This is a genomic window from Thiobacillus sp. (assembly GCF_018780105.1).
Lineage (GTDB): Bacteria > Pseudomonadota > Gammaproteobacteria > Burkholderiales > Thiobacillaceae > Thiobacillus.
The window spans coordinates 308,256-323,271 of the sequence record NZ_JADMKC010000007.1 but is presented as its reverse complement, the minus strand read 5'-3'; the positions used below and the strand labels follow the sequence as shown (position 1 = coordinate 323,271).

14 protein-coding genes are annotated in these 15,016 nt (G+C 64.2%); 11 read left to right on the top strand and 3 right to left on the bottom strand.

What is annotated here, in order from left to right; translation table 11 throughout:
* Nucleotides 1-384: 384 nt before the first annotated feature.
* The 5 genes from IV098_RS08060 (at nt 385) to IV098_RS08040 (ending at nt 5,432) form a co-directional block, all read left to right on the top strand.
* Entirely contained in the window at nt 385-2,868 is a 2,484-nt protein-coding gene (locus IV098_RS08060) for a heavy metal translocating P-type ATPase (RefSeq protein WP_296887891.1), read from the top strand.
* A 7-nt stretch (nt 2,869-2,875) separates the two neighbouring features.
* Nucleotides 2,876-3,067: a cbb3-type cytochrome oxidase assembly protein CcoS gene (gene ccoS / locus IV098_RS08055; RefSeq protein ID WP_296887889.1), complete on the top strand. Its 192-nt coding sequence runs from the start codon at nt 2,876-2,878 to the stop codon at nt 3,065-3,067.
* Between the two features lie 54 nt (nt 3,068-3,121).
* Nucleotides 3,122-3,751 (top strand): DsbA family protein, encoded by a 630-nt coding sequence (locus IV098_RS08050; protein WP_296887887.1) that lies wholly within the window; start codon nt 3,122-3,124, stop codon nt 3,749-3,751.
* 73 nt (nt 3,752-3,824) lie between these two features.
* Complete coding sequence (locus IV098_RS08045) at nt 3,825-4,499, top strand: peptidylprolyl isomerase (protein ID WP_296887885.1); 675 nt, start codon at nt 3,825-3,827, stop codon at nt 4,497-4,499.
* An 84-nt stretch (nt 4,500-4,583) separates the two neighbouring features.
* The gene (locus IV098_RS08040) at nt 4,584-5,432 is read left to right on the top strand and encodes an iron ABC transporter permease (RefSeq protein ID WP_296887883.1); all 849 of its coding nucleotides are present in this window, start codon (nt 4,584-4,586) and stop codon (nt 5,430-5,432) included.
* A 100-nt stretch (nt 5,433-5,532) separates the two neighbouring features.
* Here IV098_RS08040 and IV098_RS08035 read toward each other — a convergent pair whose 3' ends face one another.
* The 3 genes from IV098_RS08035 to ggt all read right to left on the bottom strand — a co-directional run bounded on the left by IV098_RS08035 (nt 5,533) and on the right by ggt (nt 9,886).
* Nucleotides 5,533-6,396, bottom strand: coding sequence for an EDSAP-1 family PEP-CTERM protein (locus tag IV098_RS08035; RefSeq protein WP_296887881.1), 864 nt, complete (start codon nt 6,394-6,396; stop codon nt 5,533-5,535).
* Between the two features lie 454 nt (nt 6,397-6,850).
* Nucleotides 6,851-7,624 carry a PEP-CTERM sorting domain-containing protein gene (locus IV098_RS08030; protein WP_296887879.1) on the bottom strand — a complete coding sequence of 258 codons (774 nt, stop codon included), beginning with the start codon at nt 7,622-7,624 and terminating at the stop codon, nt 6,851-6,853.
* A gap of 480 nt (nt 7,625-8,104) precedes the next feature.
* The gene (gene ggt, locus IV098_RS08025) at nt 8,105-9,886 is read right to left on the bottom strand and encodes a gamma-glutamyltransferase (RefSeq protein WP_296887877.1); all 1,782 of its coding nucleotides are present in this window, start codon (nt 9,884-9,886) and stop codon (nt 8,105-8,107) included.
* 158 nt (nt 9,887-10,044) lie between these two features.
* On the opposite strand from ggt, the gene IV098_RS08020 reads away from it, so the two are divergent.
* The 6 genes from IV098_RS08020 to panC are packed head-to-tail and all read left to right on the top strand — an operon-like array spanning nt 10,045 to nt 14,976.
* Nucleotides 10,045-10,779, top strand: coding sequence for an ABC transporter ATP-binding protein (locus IV098_RS08020; RefSeq protein WP_296887874.1), 735 nt, complete (start codon nt 10,045-10,047; stop codon nt 10,777-10,779).
* Between the two features lie 55 nt (nt 10,780-10,834).
* A complete protein-coding gene (gene pcnB, locus IV098_RS08015) occupies nt 10,835-12,193 on the top strand; it encodes a polynucleotide adenylyltransferase PcnB (protein WP_296887872.1) in 1,359 nt (452 codons plus the stop codon).
* On the top strand, nt 12,190-12,696 hold the full coding sequence (gene folK / locus IV098_RS08010) for a 2-amino-4-hydroxy-6-hydroxymethyldihydropteridine diphosphokinase (RefSeq protein ID WP_296887869.1): 507 nt from the start codon (nt 12,190-12,192) through the stop codon (nt 12,694-12,696). The genes pcnB and folK overlap by 4 nt, the downstream gene beginning before the upstream one ends.
* Entirely contained in the window at nt 12,693-13,334 is a 642-nt protein-coding gene (locus IV098_RS08005; protein ID WP_296887867.1) for a deoxynucleoside kinase, read from the top strand. Before folK ends, IV098_RS08005 begins: the two co-directional genes overlap by 4 nt.
* The gene (gene panB, locus IV098_RS08000; protein ID WP_296887865.1) at nt 13,331-14,125 is read left to right on the top strand and encodes a 3-methyl-2-oxobutanoate hydroxymethyltransferase; all 795 of its coding nucleotides are present in this window, start codon (nt 13,331-13,333) and stop codon (nt 14,123-14,125) included. Before IV098_RS08005 ends, panB begins: the two co-directional genes overlap by 4 nt.
* Nucleotides 14,125-14,976, top strand: a complete 852-nt coding sequence (gene panC / locus IV098_RS07995) for a pantoate--beta-alanine ligase (RefSeq protein ID WP_296887863.1) — start codon at nt 14,125-14,127, stop codon at nt 14,974-14,976. The genes panB and panC overlap by 1 nt, the downstream gene beginning before the upstream one ends.
* Nucleotides 14,977-15,016 lie beyond the last annotated feature (40 nt).

Here is a 15,016-nt window from a genome sequence, read left to right as displayed (position 1 = left end):
GATGCGTACGGGCTTGCATTCCCGAATAGGATTATATTATGATATGCACATCTTCAATACCGTTATTGTCTTGTCGGCGCATCAAACAAGCGGTGCAGGTTCTGGCCGCTCCCGCTTTTATAATGGCCGATTGACCGGATGCTGTATCGCACACCGGGGAACAGGGCGGTAAGGAAGAATGGCTCAACACACGAACTCGACACAAGCCGGATCGGCGTTGCTTACAGCAGCATGCCCATCCTCCGCGGCCCGGACATCAAACGATCCGCGTGCGCTCCAGCTTGCCGATTCCGGTTTTGCCGTCCGGTTTTTCCCGGTGCTTGCGATGGGTCCGACCTCTCTCCCGGACGCGTTGCGTTACAGCACTTTCTTGCGGGGCGTTTCGTGAGCAGCTCTCCTCGGCTCACGGACGCCCCTTTTTTTTCGGACTGTTTTCACTGCGGCCTGCCGGTGCCTGAAGGCGCCCGCTACCCCATCCAGTTCGAAGGCGAAACGAAAGAAGCCTGCTGTCGCGGCTGCCAGGCGGTGGCGCAAACCATCATCGACAGTGGCCAAGGCGCCTATTACACCCACCGCACCGCGCTGCCCGCCACGCCGCAGGCGGCCGAAGCCGAACTCGCACAACTCGGCCTGTACGACCTGCCGGAAATCCAGGAAAGCTTCGTTCGCGTCGAAGCCGAAAATATCCGCGAGGCGGCACTGATTCTGGAAAACATCGTCTGCGCCGCGTGCATCTGGCTCAACGAGCGCCACATCGCCGCGCTGCCGGGCGTGCTGTCGGTGGAAATCAACTACGCCACCCGCCGCGCGCGGGTGCGCTGGGACAACAGCCGGATCCAGCTGTCGGCGATCCTGAAAGCGGTGTCCGACATCGGCTACATCGCGCACCCGTTCGACCCCGGCCGCTCCGACGATATCTACAAGCGCGAACGCAACATCGCAATCAAGCGTCTCGCCATCGCCGGCCTCGGCATGATGCAGGTGATGATGTACGCCTTGCCGAGCTACACCGCCACCGACATGACCGACGACATCCGCCTGCTGATGCGCTGGGCGAGTCTGGTACTCACCATCCCGGTGGTGCTGTATTCGGCCTGGCCGTTCTTCATCGGCGCCTGGCGCGATCTCAAGCGCCGCACCTTGGGCATGGACGTGCCGGTGGCGCTCGGTGTCGGCACCGCCTTCGTCGCCAGCGTGTACGCCACGTTTTTTGGTCACGGCGAGGTGTATTACGACTCGGTCACCATGTTCATCTTTCTGCTGCTGACCGGGCGTTTTCTCGAAATGAACGCACGCCGCCGCGCTGGTGCGGCGGTGGAAGAACTGGTGAAGCTGATTCCGGCCGCCACCACCCGGCTGCCCAACTGGCCATTACGCGACGAGGAGCAGGTGCCGGTCGCGCGGCTGGCAGTGGGCGACCATATTTTGGTGCGTCCCGGCGAAACCCTGCCCGCCGACGGCGTGGTGGTGGAGGGCGACAGCGCAGTCAGCGAAGCCATGCTGACCGGCGAATCGCTGCCGGTGACAAAAACCATCCATTCAAAAGTGGTCGGCGGCAGCCTCAATCAGGCCAGCCCGCTGGTGGTGAAAGTCGACAAGCTCGGCGCCGACACGCGGCTGGCCTCGATCGTGCGGCTGCTCGACCGCGCGCAGAGCGAGAAGCCACGCATCGGCCAACTGGCCGATCGCGCCGCTGCCTGGTTCGTCGGCCTGCTGCTGGTGATCACCGTGCTGGTCGGTCTCGTGTGGTACGTCATCGACCCGTCGAAAGTGCTGTGGATCGTGGTGTCGATCCTGGTCGTCACCTGCCCCTGCGCATTGGGCCTGGCGACCCCCGCGGCGCTGACCACCGCCACCGGGCGGCTGACCAAACTGGGCTTGCTGACCACGCGCGGCCACGCCCTGGAAACCCTGGCGCGCGCCACCGATCTGGTGTTCGACAAGACCGGCACGCTAACGCAGGGGCGTCTGTCGGTGCGGCGGGTGATCACGCTGAACGGACACACCGAAGACGAAGTGAGCGACATTGCCGCCGCACTCGAAGCCGGCTCGGAACATCCCATCGCGCGCGCGCTGCGTGAAGCGGCGACGGCGACGCGTAGCGCAAGCCAGATTCGCAACACCCCGGGGCGCGGCGTCGAAGGCATGATCGGCGATCAAGTCTACCGCCTCGGCTCGCCCCGCTTTGCCGCGCCTTCCCACACGCTGCCCGAAGCGGCAGAAGGCGCGAGCTGGATCGCGCTGGCTGCCGGCGACGGACTGATCGCCTGGTTTGCGCTGGCCGACACGCCGCGTGCCGATGCGCCCGCCGCGCTGGCTGCGTTGACAGCGCAAGGCCTGCGCCTGCACCTGCTGTCGGGCGACGCCGAAGGCGCGGTGCAGGCGACCGCGCAGCAGCTCGGCATCGCCGACTGGCACGCCGGCGCGTTGCCGGAAGACAAGCTTGCATATGTGAAAACCCTGCAAAGCCAGGGGCGCATCGTCGCCATGGTGGGCGACGGCATCAACGATGCCCCGGTGCTGGCCGGTGCGCAGGTATCGATCGCCATGGGCGAAGGCGCCGACGTGGCGCAGGCCGCCGCCGACATGGTGATGCTCGGCAGCCGGCTGGCCACGCTGTCCGAAGGCGTGGCGCTGGCGCGCAAAACCCAGACCATCATCCGCCAGAACCTCGGCTGGGCGCTCGGCTACAACCTCATCGCCATCCCCGCCGCCGCATTCGGCTATGTCACGCCGTGGCTGGCCGGCATCGGCATGTCGGTCAGTTCACTGCTGGTGGTGCTGAACGCGTTGCGCCTGTCGGACTACAAGCCGAACCCATCAGCCGCCGCATCCACCCACCCCTCGCCGCTCACGGCTCACCGCTGACCCGTTCATGGACATCCTCATCCTGCTCATTCCGCTCAGCCTCGCCATTGTCGGCGTCATCGCCTGGATCATGCTGTGGGCCACCAAGAGCGGCCAGTTCGACGATCTCGAAGGCCCGGCGCACAGCGTCATCATGGACGACGACACGCCGCATCCGCCGCGTGCGGCTCCCGAGGACGAGGCCACACCGCCGTCCTGACGCACGCATCGCGTATGCTGCGGATTTTCAGCCACAGCCTCCGGTGACTCCTGCATGAACGTCCCGCTCCTCTGGTATTTCGCCGACCCGATGTGTTCCTGGTGCTGGGGCTTTTCGCCGGTGATCGAAGCCGTGCGTAACCGCTATCACGAGCGTCTGAAAATCGCACTGGTACTGGGTGGGCTGCGCCCCGGCACCACCACACCGATGACCGCCGCGGCGCGCGACGACATCCTGCATCACTGGCAGCAGGTCCACGCACGCAGCGGCCAGCCCTTCCAGTTCGACGGCGCGCTGCCCGACGGCTTCATCTACGACACCGAACCCGCCAGCCGCGCCGTGGTGACCGCGGGCGGGCTCGATCCGTCGAAAATCTTCGCGATGTTCCAGGCGATCCAGACCGCGTTTTACGCCGAGGGTCGCGACGTCACCCAGCCTGCCGTGCTGGCCGAACTGGCCGCCGGACTCGGCATGGATGCGGCCGCGTTTCAGCAAGCGTTCGACAGCGAAGCGGCCCGTGCCCGCACCCAGGCGCACTTCGCGCAATCGCGCAAAGCCGGTGTGCGCGGCTTTCCCACCCTGATCCTGCAACGCGGCGAACAGCTCGACCGCATCACCGACGGCTGGCAGCCGCTGGATGCCGTGCAGGCGGAACTCGATCGCCTGCTCTTGTGCCCAGGCTGACAAGCCGTCGGGTGCGCAGCGTAAAATGCCGCCAGCTTTCTTACCCCCCGCCATTTCAATTCCGGAGTTCACCATGTCGCGTGCCACCCTATCCGCCAAAGCCGCCCTTTTCCTGCTCACCCTGATGCTCGGCGTAGCCGGTTGCGGCGCCAGCGAGCCGGGCAAGCAAACCGTCTCGACCGCGCCGGCCACTGGCCAACCTGCCAACCCGCGCGTACTGATCGAAACGACCAAGGGCAATATCACGGTCGAAGTCTTCCCCGGCAACGCACCCAAATCGGCGGCGAATTTCCTCGGCTACGTCAACAGCGGCTACTACAACGGCCTCGCGTTTCACCGCGTCATCCCCGGCTTCATGATCCAGACCGGCGGCATGACCCCGGACATGGTCGAAAAGCCCAAGGGTGCGCCGATCCAGAACGAAGCCGACAACGGCCTGAAAAATCTGCGCGGCACGCTGGCGATGGCGCGTACCGGCGAACCGCACTCGGCTTCCTCGCAGTTCTTCATCAACGTCGCCGACAACGCCTTCCTCAACCATCGCGGCAAAAGCTTCGAAGGCTGGGGCTACGCCGTGTTCGGCCAGGTGGTCGACGGCATGAACGTGGTCGACGCCATCGTCGAAGTGCCGCGCGGCAACCGCGGCATGCATGGCGATGTGCCGGTCGAGCCCATCGTGATGACACGGGTGTCCGTGCTGCCCGCCGCTCCAGCGCAACCAGCACCCGCCACTCCGGCCAAGCCGTAAACCACCCTGTCGCCCGCCACCAAACTGCTGCTGCTTGCACTGGCCGCGCCCGCTTCGCTGGCGCTCGGGCTGGCCGCCGGCGCATTGCCGGACGATCGCGAACTGGCGCAGCAGATCCTCACCGAACTGCGCGGCCCGCGCGTCGCCGCCGCCTTCGCCTGCGGCGGCCTGCTGGCGCTGGCGGGCGCGCTGATGCAGACGCTGTTCCGCAATCCCCTGGCAGAACCCTATCTGCTCGGCGTCTCCGGCGGCGCCGGCCTGCTGGCGCTGCTCGGCATGGCCGCAGGGCTGGCGTGGCCGTGGATCTCGGTGCTGGCCTTCGCCGGCAGCCTGCTGGCGCTGGCGCTGGCCGCCCTACTCGGCGGCCGCCTGCTGGCGCGCGACCACACGCCGCTGCTGCTGGCCGGCGTCATGCTCGCCGCCGGCTTCGGCGCGCTGATCGCACTGGTGCTTTCCGTCACCCCCGCCGAGCGCCTGCCCGGCATGCTGTTCTTCCTGATGGGCGACCTGGCGTGGACGGACCAGCCCGCGCTGCTGTGGGCGGCGCTGCTGCTTGCCGTCGCCGCCGCACTGAGACTGGCGCAGCGCCTCGACGTGCTACAACTTGCCCCACTCAAGGCGGCCTCGCTCGGCGTCGCCGTCGCCCCTACCCGCTGGACGCTGTTCGCACTGGCCGGTCTATGCACCTCGCTGGTAGTCGCCCAGGCCGGCAGCATCGGCTTCGTCGGACTGATGGTGCCGCATGCCCTGCGCCGCATCGGTCTTACCCGCCACCGCCTGCTGCTGCCGGCCGCTGCACTCGCCGGCGGCAGCCTGCTGGTGCTGGCCGATGCACTGGCGCGCACGCTGATCGCCCCACGCGAGTTGCCGGTGGGCGTGCTGACAGCGCTGCTGGGGGTGCCGCTGATGCTGTGGCTGTTGCGCAGGCCTTGAAGCAATCTGACGCTTGAAGCCCCGCGTAGCCAGCAGGCGCCCATAAAAAAATCCCTCCGCTCACCTGTCGGCGAGCGGAGGGACAATAAAACTTGAACGTTTAACTAATCGTGCGCTTGCGGCGGCTCGCGGTGTAGCCCACCAGTCCCAAACCCGCCAGCATCATGGCATAAGTGTCGGTTTCCGGCACGGCAGAAGCCTGGTTGGTCATGTTGATGGTGATGCTGTAGTTCCCAGCTCCCAGCACATTGGTCGTCGCCTGGAACAGGCCAGTTCCAGGGTTGTAGGTCAAACCCTGATCAACGCCGGTATTCAGGTTGAAGGCATCGAACGATTCGGTACCGTTATTAATGCCGGTTCCAACTGCGCCGTTTGGCGTCCAACTGAAAACCTCACTGCCATTTTTGCGAATGGTGATATTCATCGTGCCGAAAGCCGTTGCTGCCGGGCCGCTTCCGGCGGCGATGCTGAGATAAGGTGCGGCATTGAATGAAAATGACACGCTGCCACCCGCCAGCAGGCTGAACGAAGCGTTCATGGTATTGGCGCCTGCGGCGTAGCCTTCTGCAGTAACAGAGGAGACTTCGCCAATGCTCGATGCCGACCCCAACCCACCCACAACATTGGAATTGCCGATCTGTGCATCGCCATAGGCATAGTCGCCTGACGTGCCATGCGACATAAATGAATTGTTGTAGCTACTGCAAGCCGCACCGACACAGGCGCCCGCCGCATCTGTTGCACCGTAATTCGCTTCGTCCGACAGTCCATGCGCCGCGACGTCAGTGGTAAAGGTGAACCCGCTGAACGTGCCACTCAAATTGACGAAATCAACGTCGAAATTCGAGATGGTATTGGCGGAAACGGCGTATCCGGCGTGCGCGCTACCACTGGCACCCGCGATCGCCACTGTCAGCGCCAGCAGTTGGCTGGGGACACTCGCGATTAACTTTTTGACCAACATGACCTGCTCCTCTTGTCTCTTATGCTCTAAGCAAAACCAAATCCACCGCGCACGAATTGATAGCCGAAAAGCCCATCAACTGGATGCTCTTTCGGTTCACGCGCGATACGGGTGATTCTGTTATGGCTTCGACCGACTAGTCAGCCGGAGAAACAAGTGGCTCTTGATGGCCTGAGCAGGTTTGTACGTTTCAATTTATTTCTCGTACAAAAAATACTCGGCAGGAAACAAGCAATATCAATGCCGGGTTACACGAAGCAGTCATGGCCTCATAAAAATTCACATCACATCATTAACTTACACATACATAAAATCTATACTCATTAAGGAAGAAAAATTAATCCCTTCAATGTGTAAAAAAATCCGACAAAAAAGGCCATCTAACAAGACCTTCCCATAAAAAAACCCCGCTGCACGCAGACTGCGTGCAGCGGGGTCGTAAGCCGCGCACTGCTTATAAAGTACGTTTGCGACGGCTCACGGTGTAGCCCACCAGGCCCAGACCCGCCAGCAGCATGGCATAGCTGTCAGCTTCCGGAACGGCGCTCACCGATACGTTATCGAACTTCGCGTAATCGCCCTCGCCGTTGTCCATCCAGAAGGCAATCCAGACTTCGGATTGGTTGTTGGCGTCGTTACCAAGCGTGTAGGACTGATTAGTCCAGCTGTTGTTCTGGCTGGCGCGTAGCAGTTGCGTCCAGTTGCCGGTTGTCGTGGGGTTCAAGTCATTTTGGTTGGTGTACCACGGCAAGCTCGTTTTCAGATCTGCAAAGCAGCCCGCCTCGCCATTACCGGTACACGTCCCGAAACCCGCGATCGACCCCACATGGTAACCCACGACGAAACGGTCGCTGGTGGTCGTGAGGAATGTGCGCCAGTCGAAGCTCAGATTGACGTTGTTTAATCCGGTGGTGTCGATCTTGAACAGCATGCCCGCATCGTCTTCCGCCCGACCGGTATGGGTCATGTTGCTGCCACCGCCAAATTTCTGGATGGCCAGATCTTCGTTGATCGAGCCGTTATCCGGCGTTTCAAAGCGAGCGCCGTACCATGCTTCATTCGCGCCTTCGGATGTTTTGGCGATACCCGAATTCACCGGATCCAGAAATGGATCATAGTTGGGGAAGCTTGAATATCCCTCGAAGTTTTCGCTGAACAACGTAACCGCCTGGGCACTATTTGCTGCCGACAAACCTAGCAGCAGGGTGAGCGCGGCCAGCTTGGGCACAGCGCTTCGTTTGTAATTTAGAACAGTGTGATTTAGAACAGGCGCCATCATCAATCTCCTCTTATATTTCCAGCCACAACCAGACTGCTGCGCACACGCTGACGGCGAAAAAGCCCTTCAACGGGATGCTCTTTCGGTTCACGCGCGGCACGTTCTGTTTTGTTGCGGCCTCGGCCAGGCTGGGAGCTGGTGAAGCGACTGGCTCTTGATGGCCAAGAGTGATTTGCACTTAATTGCTTGCTTTTTTTATGTACAAAAATCCTCGCCGAAAATCAAGCAACATCGATGCCGGGTTGGCTAGCCCAGACAAACCCAATCAAATTAACCCAATTAATCATAAAGATGCGACTGATTCAATTTTATTTAACCAGCCCGACATCAAACTGGCGCAATCAATGTGTAAGGAAATCCGACAACAACTCCCTTTCTGGTTGAATGGTTAAGCACCCCGGCCCGAGCGAAATGGAACGGGCAAGCTGCTCAAGGCCCGACCCGGATCACCGTCCCTTCGCGGCGCGGGTCAGCCGCCCCATGCGCTGCGCCGCTTGCCGGCTCGATGGTCACGGCCTGCACCGACCCGATGCTGCCCAGACAGCCCTGCGTACCGGCATCGCCCAAGCCCACGTGGCCCAACTGCCGCAAGGTATCCTGAGCGGCGATACCCAAGCCGGGCCGCATGAAATCCTGCCCACCTTCGCAACTCACCTTGCCCGCCGCATGGGTAACCGACAGGCGCGGCGCAGCGATGGCCTGCTGCATCGTCATGCCGTGGTCGATCAGGTTGAGCGTGACGTTGAGCACGCTGTTGATGATGGTGGCGCCGCCGGGCGAGCCATACGCTGCAACGAAGCGACCGTCCTTGAACAGCATCATGGGTGCCATGCTGGAACGCGGCCGTTTACCGGGCGCGACGTCGTTTGCGCCATCGGCTGCGCTGTCTGTAACGGGCAGAAAGTTGAAATCCGTCAGTTCATTGTTGAGCAGAAATCCGTAGCCCGGCACGGTGATGCCCGATCCCCAAGTGGCTTCGATGGTGCTGGTGTAGCTGACCACGTTGCCCCAGCGATCGATGATCGAAAAGTGCGTGGTATGGGGGCTTTCTGCCGGCAGCCGCGCTGGCTTCTCCGGTATCGCGGTCTTGTCCCAGGGCGTAGGGTCGCCAGCCAGCGCCGTGTTCATACGCTGGCCGGGCTGGATCAGGGCGGCGCGGGTGGCGAGGTACTCACGGTGCAGCAAACCCAGGCGCGGCACCGGCACGGTGTCGTCATCGCCTATCCAGACGGCGCGGTCGGCAAACGCCAGACGCATCGCCTCGATCATGAGATGCAGGGTTTGGGGACTACCGAATCCGTAGCCCTGCGCGCTATCGCCCAGGGGATAAGGCTCCAGCATGCCCAGCATCTGCATGACGGTGAGACCGCCGGATGAAGGGGGCGGCATGCCGGCGAGCGTCCAGCCACGATAGTGGCCGATCAGGGGCGCGCGCAGCGCTGGCTGGTAATGGGCCAGGTCGGCGAGCGACATCCTGCCGCGGCCGGCCGCCCCCAGTTCGCTGCGCGCGCGCTGCTGCGCCTGCACGATGGCTCGCGCCAGCGCGCCTTGATAGAAAGCGTCAGGCCCCTTGGCCGCAATCTGCTTGAACGTTTTGGCGAGATCAGTTTGCACCAGCCAGTCACCTTCGGCCAGCGGCACGCCACCAGGCCGGAAAATTGCGGCCGTTTCAGGCTGCAGCTGCGTGCGGCCGCTGTCCAGACGAATATCCTCGGCAAGAAAGCGGTTGACCCGGAACCCATGCTCGGCCAGTTCGATCGCCGGTGCCAGCGTGGAGGAAAGCTTTTTCGTGCCCCAGCGGCGCAGCGCCAGATCAACCCCCCGCAGCGTACCCGGCACGCCGACCGCAAGGCCGCTGGTCGAGGCCAGGGCAAACGGTATCGGCAAGCCGTCGGGCGCGAACATGTCGGCGCTTGCCTGGGCCGGGGCGCGTTCGCGCGAATCGACGATGACGGTTTCGCCGGTTTTCGCCAGATACACCATCATGAATCCCCCGCCGCCGATGCCGGACGATTGCGGCTCGACTACGTTGAGCGCGAACTGCACCGCGGCGGCGGCGTCGATGGCGTTGCCGCCCTCGGCCAGCATGCGAGCACCGGCTGCGGCAGCAGCCGGATGCGACACCGCCACGACGCCGGCAGGCGAAGCCGCCAGCGCCGCCGTACTCAGCAAACACAGAACCAGGACGTATACGTATTGAAGCAAAGGCATCAGCGAAGGCGATCGTGGACAGAAAAACCGGGCTGCGCGACCGGGGGCGGCGCCGGGCTTTCCAGCTGGACGGCGCAGGGGCAGTGTGCCACCCGCCCCTGCGCGCATCAACCGCAGCGGGCTGCTATGCTAGGCGCGCGCCTTCTTACCTGTGATCCATGCCACCCACTTCATCCCGCCTGAGCGCCCACCGGCTCACCCTGCAAAGCGCCCAACGCACGCTCATCGACGCGCTCGACCTCAGCCTCGAACCGGGCGAGGTACTCGGCATCCTCGGCGCCAACGGTGCGGGCAAATCGACTCTTCTCACCGTGCTGGCGGGCCTAGCCCTGCCTGCTCGAGGCGAGGTCACGCTCGACGGCCAGCCGCTCGCTGCGCTGCCGCCACTGGCCCGCGCACAGCATATCGGGCTGCTGCCGCAAGGCGACACGGGCGGATTTTTCGGCAGCGTCGCCGAGTTTGTCGCGCTGGGCCGCCATCCGTTTGGCGATGCGCCGGCGCAGCTGGTGACGCCGCTGGCGGCGTGGGAACTGGACGAACTGGCCCTACGCCCGCTCGATACGCTGTCCGGCGGCGAACGCCAGCGCGCACGGCTGGCGCAGCTGGCGGTGCAGTTGCCGCAGATCGCGCTGCTGGACGAACCGCTGACGCATCTCGACCCGGCGCACCAGGCGCGGCTGCTGGCCTGGGCGCGCAGCGAGGCCGCCGCCGGACGCAGCGTGGCATTGACACTGCACGACCCCAACTGGGCGGCCTGCCAGTGCGACCGCCTGCTGTTTCTGTACGGCGACGGCCGCTGGCGGCTGGGTAGCACCGCCGAGCTGCTCACACCGGACGCACTAGAGGCACTGTATGGTGCAGGCACCGCAGCGCTGTGGCGGCGGCAGGCCTGATGCCAGCCTGTATAATCGCGCCTTCGGTTTTTTCCACCTTCCGCTCCGCCACTCAATGATTCGTCGCTTCATCAACAAAGTTTTGGGCCGCAAGCCGCGCGCCGCCGGGTCCAGCGCGCAGATCCTGCCGCAGGCCAAACATGGCATCCGCCGCAACCAGCTCGACGAGTGCGCGCTCAAGACCTGCGAAACCCTGGCGCAGGCGGGATTCAAGGGCTATGTGGTGGGCGGCGCGGTGCGCGACCTGCTACTGGGCTTTACCCCCAAGGACTTCGACGTGGCGACCGATGCCAAGCCGGAACAGATCCGCAAGCTGTTCCGCCGTTCGCGCATCATTGGCCGCCGCTTCCAGATCGTGCATGTGATGTGCGGCCGCGAAACCATCGAGGTCACCACCTTCCGTTCCAACGGCCAGAAGGAAGCCGAAGACGACGACGAACAACGGCCGACCGACGAGCACGGCCGCCTGCTGACCGACAACGTGTTCGGCAACATGGCGGACGATGCAGCGCGCCGCGACTTCACCATCAACGCGCTGTACTACGATCCCGCGCGCGACGAAGTGCACGATTATTTCGGCGGTGTCGCCGACTGCAAAAAGCGCGTGATCCGCATGATCGGCGACCCCGAAACGCGCTTCCGCGAAGACCCGGTGCGCATGCTGCGCGCCGCGCGCTTTGCCGCCAAGCTCGACTTCCACATCGACCCGGACACCCGCAAGCCGGTCGCCACGCTGGCACCGCTGCTGTCCAACATTCCACGCGCACGCATCTTCGACGAAGCGCTCAAGCTGCTTTTGTCCGGCCACGCCCTGCGCGGCGTCCACCAGCTGCGCGCCGAAGGCCTGCATCACGGCATGTTGCCGCTGCTCGACACCATCCTCGACGACCCGACCGGCGAACGCTTCATCACCGCGGCGCTGAAAGCCACCGACTTGCGCATCCTGCAGGACAAGCCGGCCTCGCCCGCCTACCTGTTCGGCGCACTGCTATGGCCGCAGGTGCTGCAGCGCTGGAAAGCGCTCGAAGCGGCCAGCGAAAAATCCCAGCCCGCGCTGTTTTTTGCGATGGATGAGGTGCTTGACGCGCAACGCGGCCAGCTCGCCATCCCGCGCCGCTACGACGGCATGATGAAAGAGGTCTGGGCGCTGCAGCCACGCTTCGAGCAGCGCGGCGGACAACGCCCGTATCGCCTGCTGGAACACCCGCGCTTTCGCGCCGCCTACGACTTCCTGCTGCTGCGCGCCGAATCGGGCGAAGTCGCCACCGAGCTCGGCGAGTGGTGGACGCGCTTTCAGGATGTCGGCGACGCCGAACGCGAACGCATGCTGATCGCCGACAACGCGCCCAAGCCGCGCCGCCGCCGCAAGCGCAAGAGCCCGGGCGAGGCCGCCAGCGAGACTTCGCCGGAATGAAAGTCGTCGCCACCGTCGGGCTGGGCGCCAACCTCAACGATCCGGCGGCGCAGGTGGAATATGCGCTGGCCGAACTCGATCGCCTGCCCGCCACCCGCCTGCTTGCCCGTTCCAGCCTGTATGCGTCGGCGCCGGTCGGCTATGTCGACCAGCCCGACTTCGTCAATGCCGTCGCGCAGATCGAAACCGCCCTCGCGCCGCGCGCCCTGCTCGCCGCGCTGCTCGACATCGAACACCGCCACGGCCGCGAGCGCAGCTTCCGCAACGCGCCGCGCACGCTCGATCTCGACCTGCTGCTGTACGGCGCCGCGCATTTCCACGAAGACGGCCTGACTTTGCCGCATCCGCGCATGAGCGAGCGCGGCTTCGTGCTGTTTCCGCTGCTGGAAATTGCGCCCGATGCCGTGATCCCCGGTCGCGGACGCGCCGCCGACTGGGTCGCCCGCTGCGGCGACCAGCACGTGAGCCCCCTCATTCCGCCTGCCGCTGCCGTCAACGCATGAGCCTCTCCCGCTTCAAATACATCGTGGTCGAAGGTCCGATCGGCGTCGGCAAAACCAGCCTGGTGCACAAGCTGGCCGAACGCCTGAACGCCGACACGCTGCTGGAAAACGCGACCGACAATCCCTTCCTGCCGCGCTTCTATCAGGAACCCCGACGCTACGCCCTGCCGGCGCAGCTGCATTTCCTGTTCGAACGCTCGCGCCAGCTGCGCGACCTGGCGCAGGCTGACCTGTTTCGCGGCGGCACGGTATCGGATTTCCTGATCGACAAGGACATGCTGTTCGCCCGCCTCAACCTCGACGACGACGAATTCGAGCTGTACCAGAAGGTCTATGCCGACCTTGCCCCGCAGGCGCCGACGCCGGATCTGGTGATCTATCTGCAGGCACCGATCGACAGCCTGCAGGCACGCGTCAAGCAACGCGGCGTGGAGTTCGAGCGCGGCATGTCGGCCGATTACCTGCGCCGGCTGGCCGAAACCTACAGCGAATTCTTCCATCGCTACGACGCCACCCCGCTGCTCATCGTCAACAGCGAAAACCTCAATTTCGCGCAGAGCGAGGCGGACTTCGAACTGCTGCTCGAACGCATGAGCAAGATGCGCGGACCGCGCGAATTTTTCAGCCGGGCAGCATGAGCAAGGCCACCACCCTTTCCACGCTGAACGCCATGCGCGAGCGCGGCGAAAAAATCGCCGTGCTCACCTGCTACGACGCCAGCTTCGCACGCGTGCTCGATACCGCCGGCGTCGACGTGCTGCTGGTCGGCGACTCGCTCGGCATGGTGGTCCAGGGACACAGCTCGACCTTGCCGGTGAAACTCGCCGAGATGAGCTACCACACGCGCTGCGTGGCGGCGGGCACTGAACGCGCGCTGATCGTCGCCGACCTGCCCTTCGGCAGCTACCAGCCTTCGCCCGAGCGCGCGTTTGCCGCCGCTGCACGGCTGATGGCGGCGGGCGCGCACATGGTCAAACTCGAAGGCGGCGCGGTGATGGTCGAAACGGTGGCCTTCCTCACCCGGCGCGGCATCCCGGTATGCGCGCATCTGGGCCTGCTGCCGCAGTCGGTCAACCAGTTGGGCGGCTACAAGGTGCAGGGGCGCGAAGAGGCCGCCGCCGCGCAACTCATCGCTGACGCGCGCGCGCTGGAAGCTGCCGGGGCCGGCCTGATCGTGCTGGAGATGGTGCCCGCCGCGCTGGCGCAAGCCGTCACCGAGGCGCTTTCAATCCCCACCATAGGCATCGGCGCGGGGATTGAATGTTCAGGCCAGGTGCTGGTGCTGTACGACCTGCTCGGGCTGTACCCGCGCGCGCCAAAGTTTTCGAAGAATTTTCTCGCCGGCGCAGACAGTATCGAAGCCGCCGTGCGCGCCTACGTTGCCGCAGTCAAAGACGGCCGTTTCCCGGCTGCCGAGCACACGTTCTGATGCAGCTTCTGCACACCGCCGCCGAGCTGCGCGCCGCGCTGGCCGGGCAATCAAAAACCGCATTCGTGCCCACCATGGGCAATCTGCACGCCGGTCATGTGTCGCTGGTCGAACTCGCGAAACAGCACGGCCAGCCGGTGGTGGCGAGCATTTTCGTCAACCCCCTGCAGTTCGGCGCCGGCGAGGATTTCGAGCGCTATCCACGCACGCTGGAAGCTGACTGCGGAAAGCTCGAAGCAGCGGGTTGCGACCTCGTGTTCGCGCCGGACGTCGCCGAGATGTATCCCGTGCCGCAAAGCTTCAGCGTGCAACCGTGTAGCCGCCTCACCGGCGAACTGGACGGCGCGTTCCGTCCGGGCCATTTCAACGGCGTCGCAACGGTGGTGTTGAAGCTGTTCAATCTGGTGCAGCCGCGCGTGGCGGTGTTCGGTAAAAAGGACTACCAGCAGTTGTTGGTCATTCGTGAACTGGTGCGGCAATTCAACCTGCCCATCGAGATCGTCGCCGGCGACACCCTGCGCGATCCGGATGGCCTGGCGATGAGTTCGCGCAACGCTTACCTCGACGCCTCCGAACGCATGCAGGCGACGCGCCTGCAGCAAGAACTGGCGGGGATCCGGGCAGCGGTGCAGTCGGGCGAGCGGGATTTCGCCGGCGTGTCGGCCGCCGCCTGCCGCCACCTGAAAATGGCGGGCTGGCGGGTCGATTATGTCGAGCTGCGCGATGCCGGCACGCTGCAGCTTCCCACGCCTGCCAGCACCCATCTGGTGGTGCTGGGCGCGGCCTGGCTGGGCCAGACCCGCTTGATCGACAACCTCGACTTTGCCCTGCCGGAACGGGTTGAAATTTAGGCTGGCCTCAAAGGTATAATAGAAGCCTTTCCTTATTTAT

Coding starts and splice junctions, on each gene's coding strand:
- ccoS (WP_296887889.1), top strand. CDS start 2,876: ATGGACATCCTCATCCTGCTCATTCCGCTCAGCCTCGCCATTGTCGGC.
- folK (WP_296887869.1), top strand. CDS start 12,190: ATGAAAGTCGTCGCCACCGTCGGGCTGGGCGCCAACCTCAACGATCCG.
- panB (WP_296887865.1), top strand. CDS start 13,331: ATGAGCAAGGCCACCACCCTTTCCACGCTGAACGCCATGCGCGAGCGC.
- panC (WP_296887863.1), top strand. CDS start 14,125: ATGCAGCTTCTGCACACCGCCGCCGAGCTGCGCGCCGCGCTGGCCGGG.
- IV098_RS08045 (WP_296887885.1), top strand. CDS start 3,825: ATGTCGCGTGCCACCCTATCCGCCAAAGCCGCCCTTTTCCTGCTCACC.
- ggt (WP_296887877.1), bottom strand. CDS start 9,886: ATGCCTTTGCTTCAATACGTATACGTCCTGGTTCTGTGTTTGCTGAGT.
- IV098_RS08050 (WP_296887887.1), top strand. CDS start 3,122: ATGAACGTCCCGCTCCTCTGGTATTTCGCCGACCCGATGTGTTCCTGG.
- IV098_RS08020 (WP_296887874.1), top strand. CDS start 10,045: ATGCCACCCACTTCATCCCGCCTGAGCGCCCACCGGCTCACCCTGCAA.
- pcnB (WP_296887872.1), top strand. CDS start 10,835: ATGATTCGTCGCTTCATCAACAAAGTTTTGGGCCGCAAGCCGCGCGCC.
- IV098_RS08035 (WP_296887881.1), bottom strand. CDS start 6,396: ATGTTGGTCAAAAAGTTAATCGCGAGTGTCCCCAGCCAACTGCTGGCG.
- IV098_RS08005 (WP_296887867.1), top strand. CDS start 12,693: ATGAGCCTCTCCCGCTTCAAATACATCGTGGTCGAAGGTCCGATCGGC.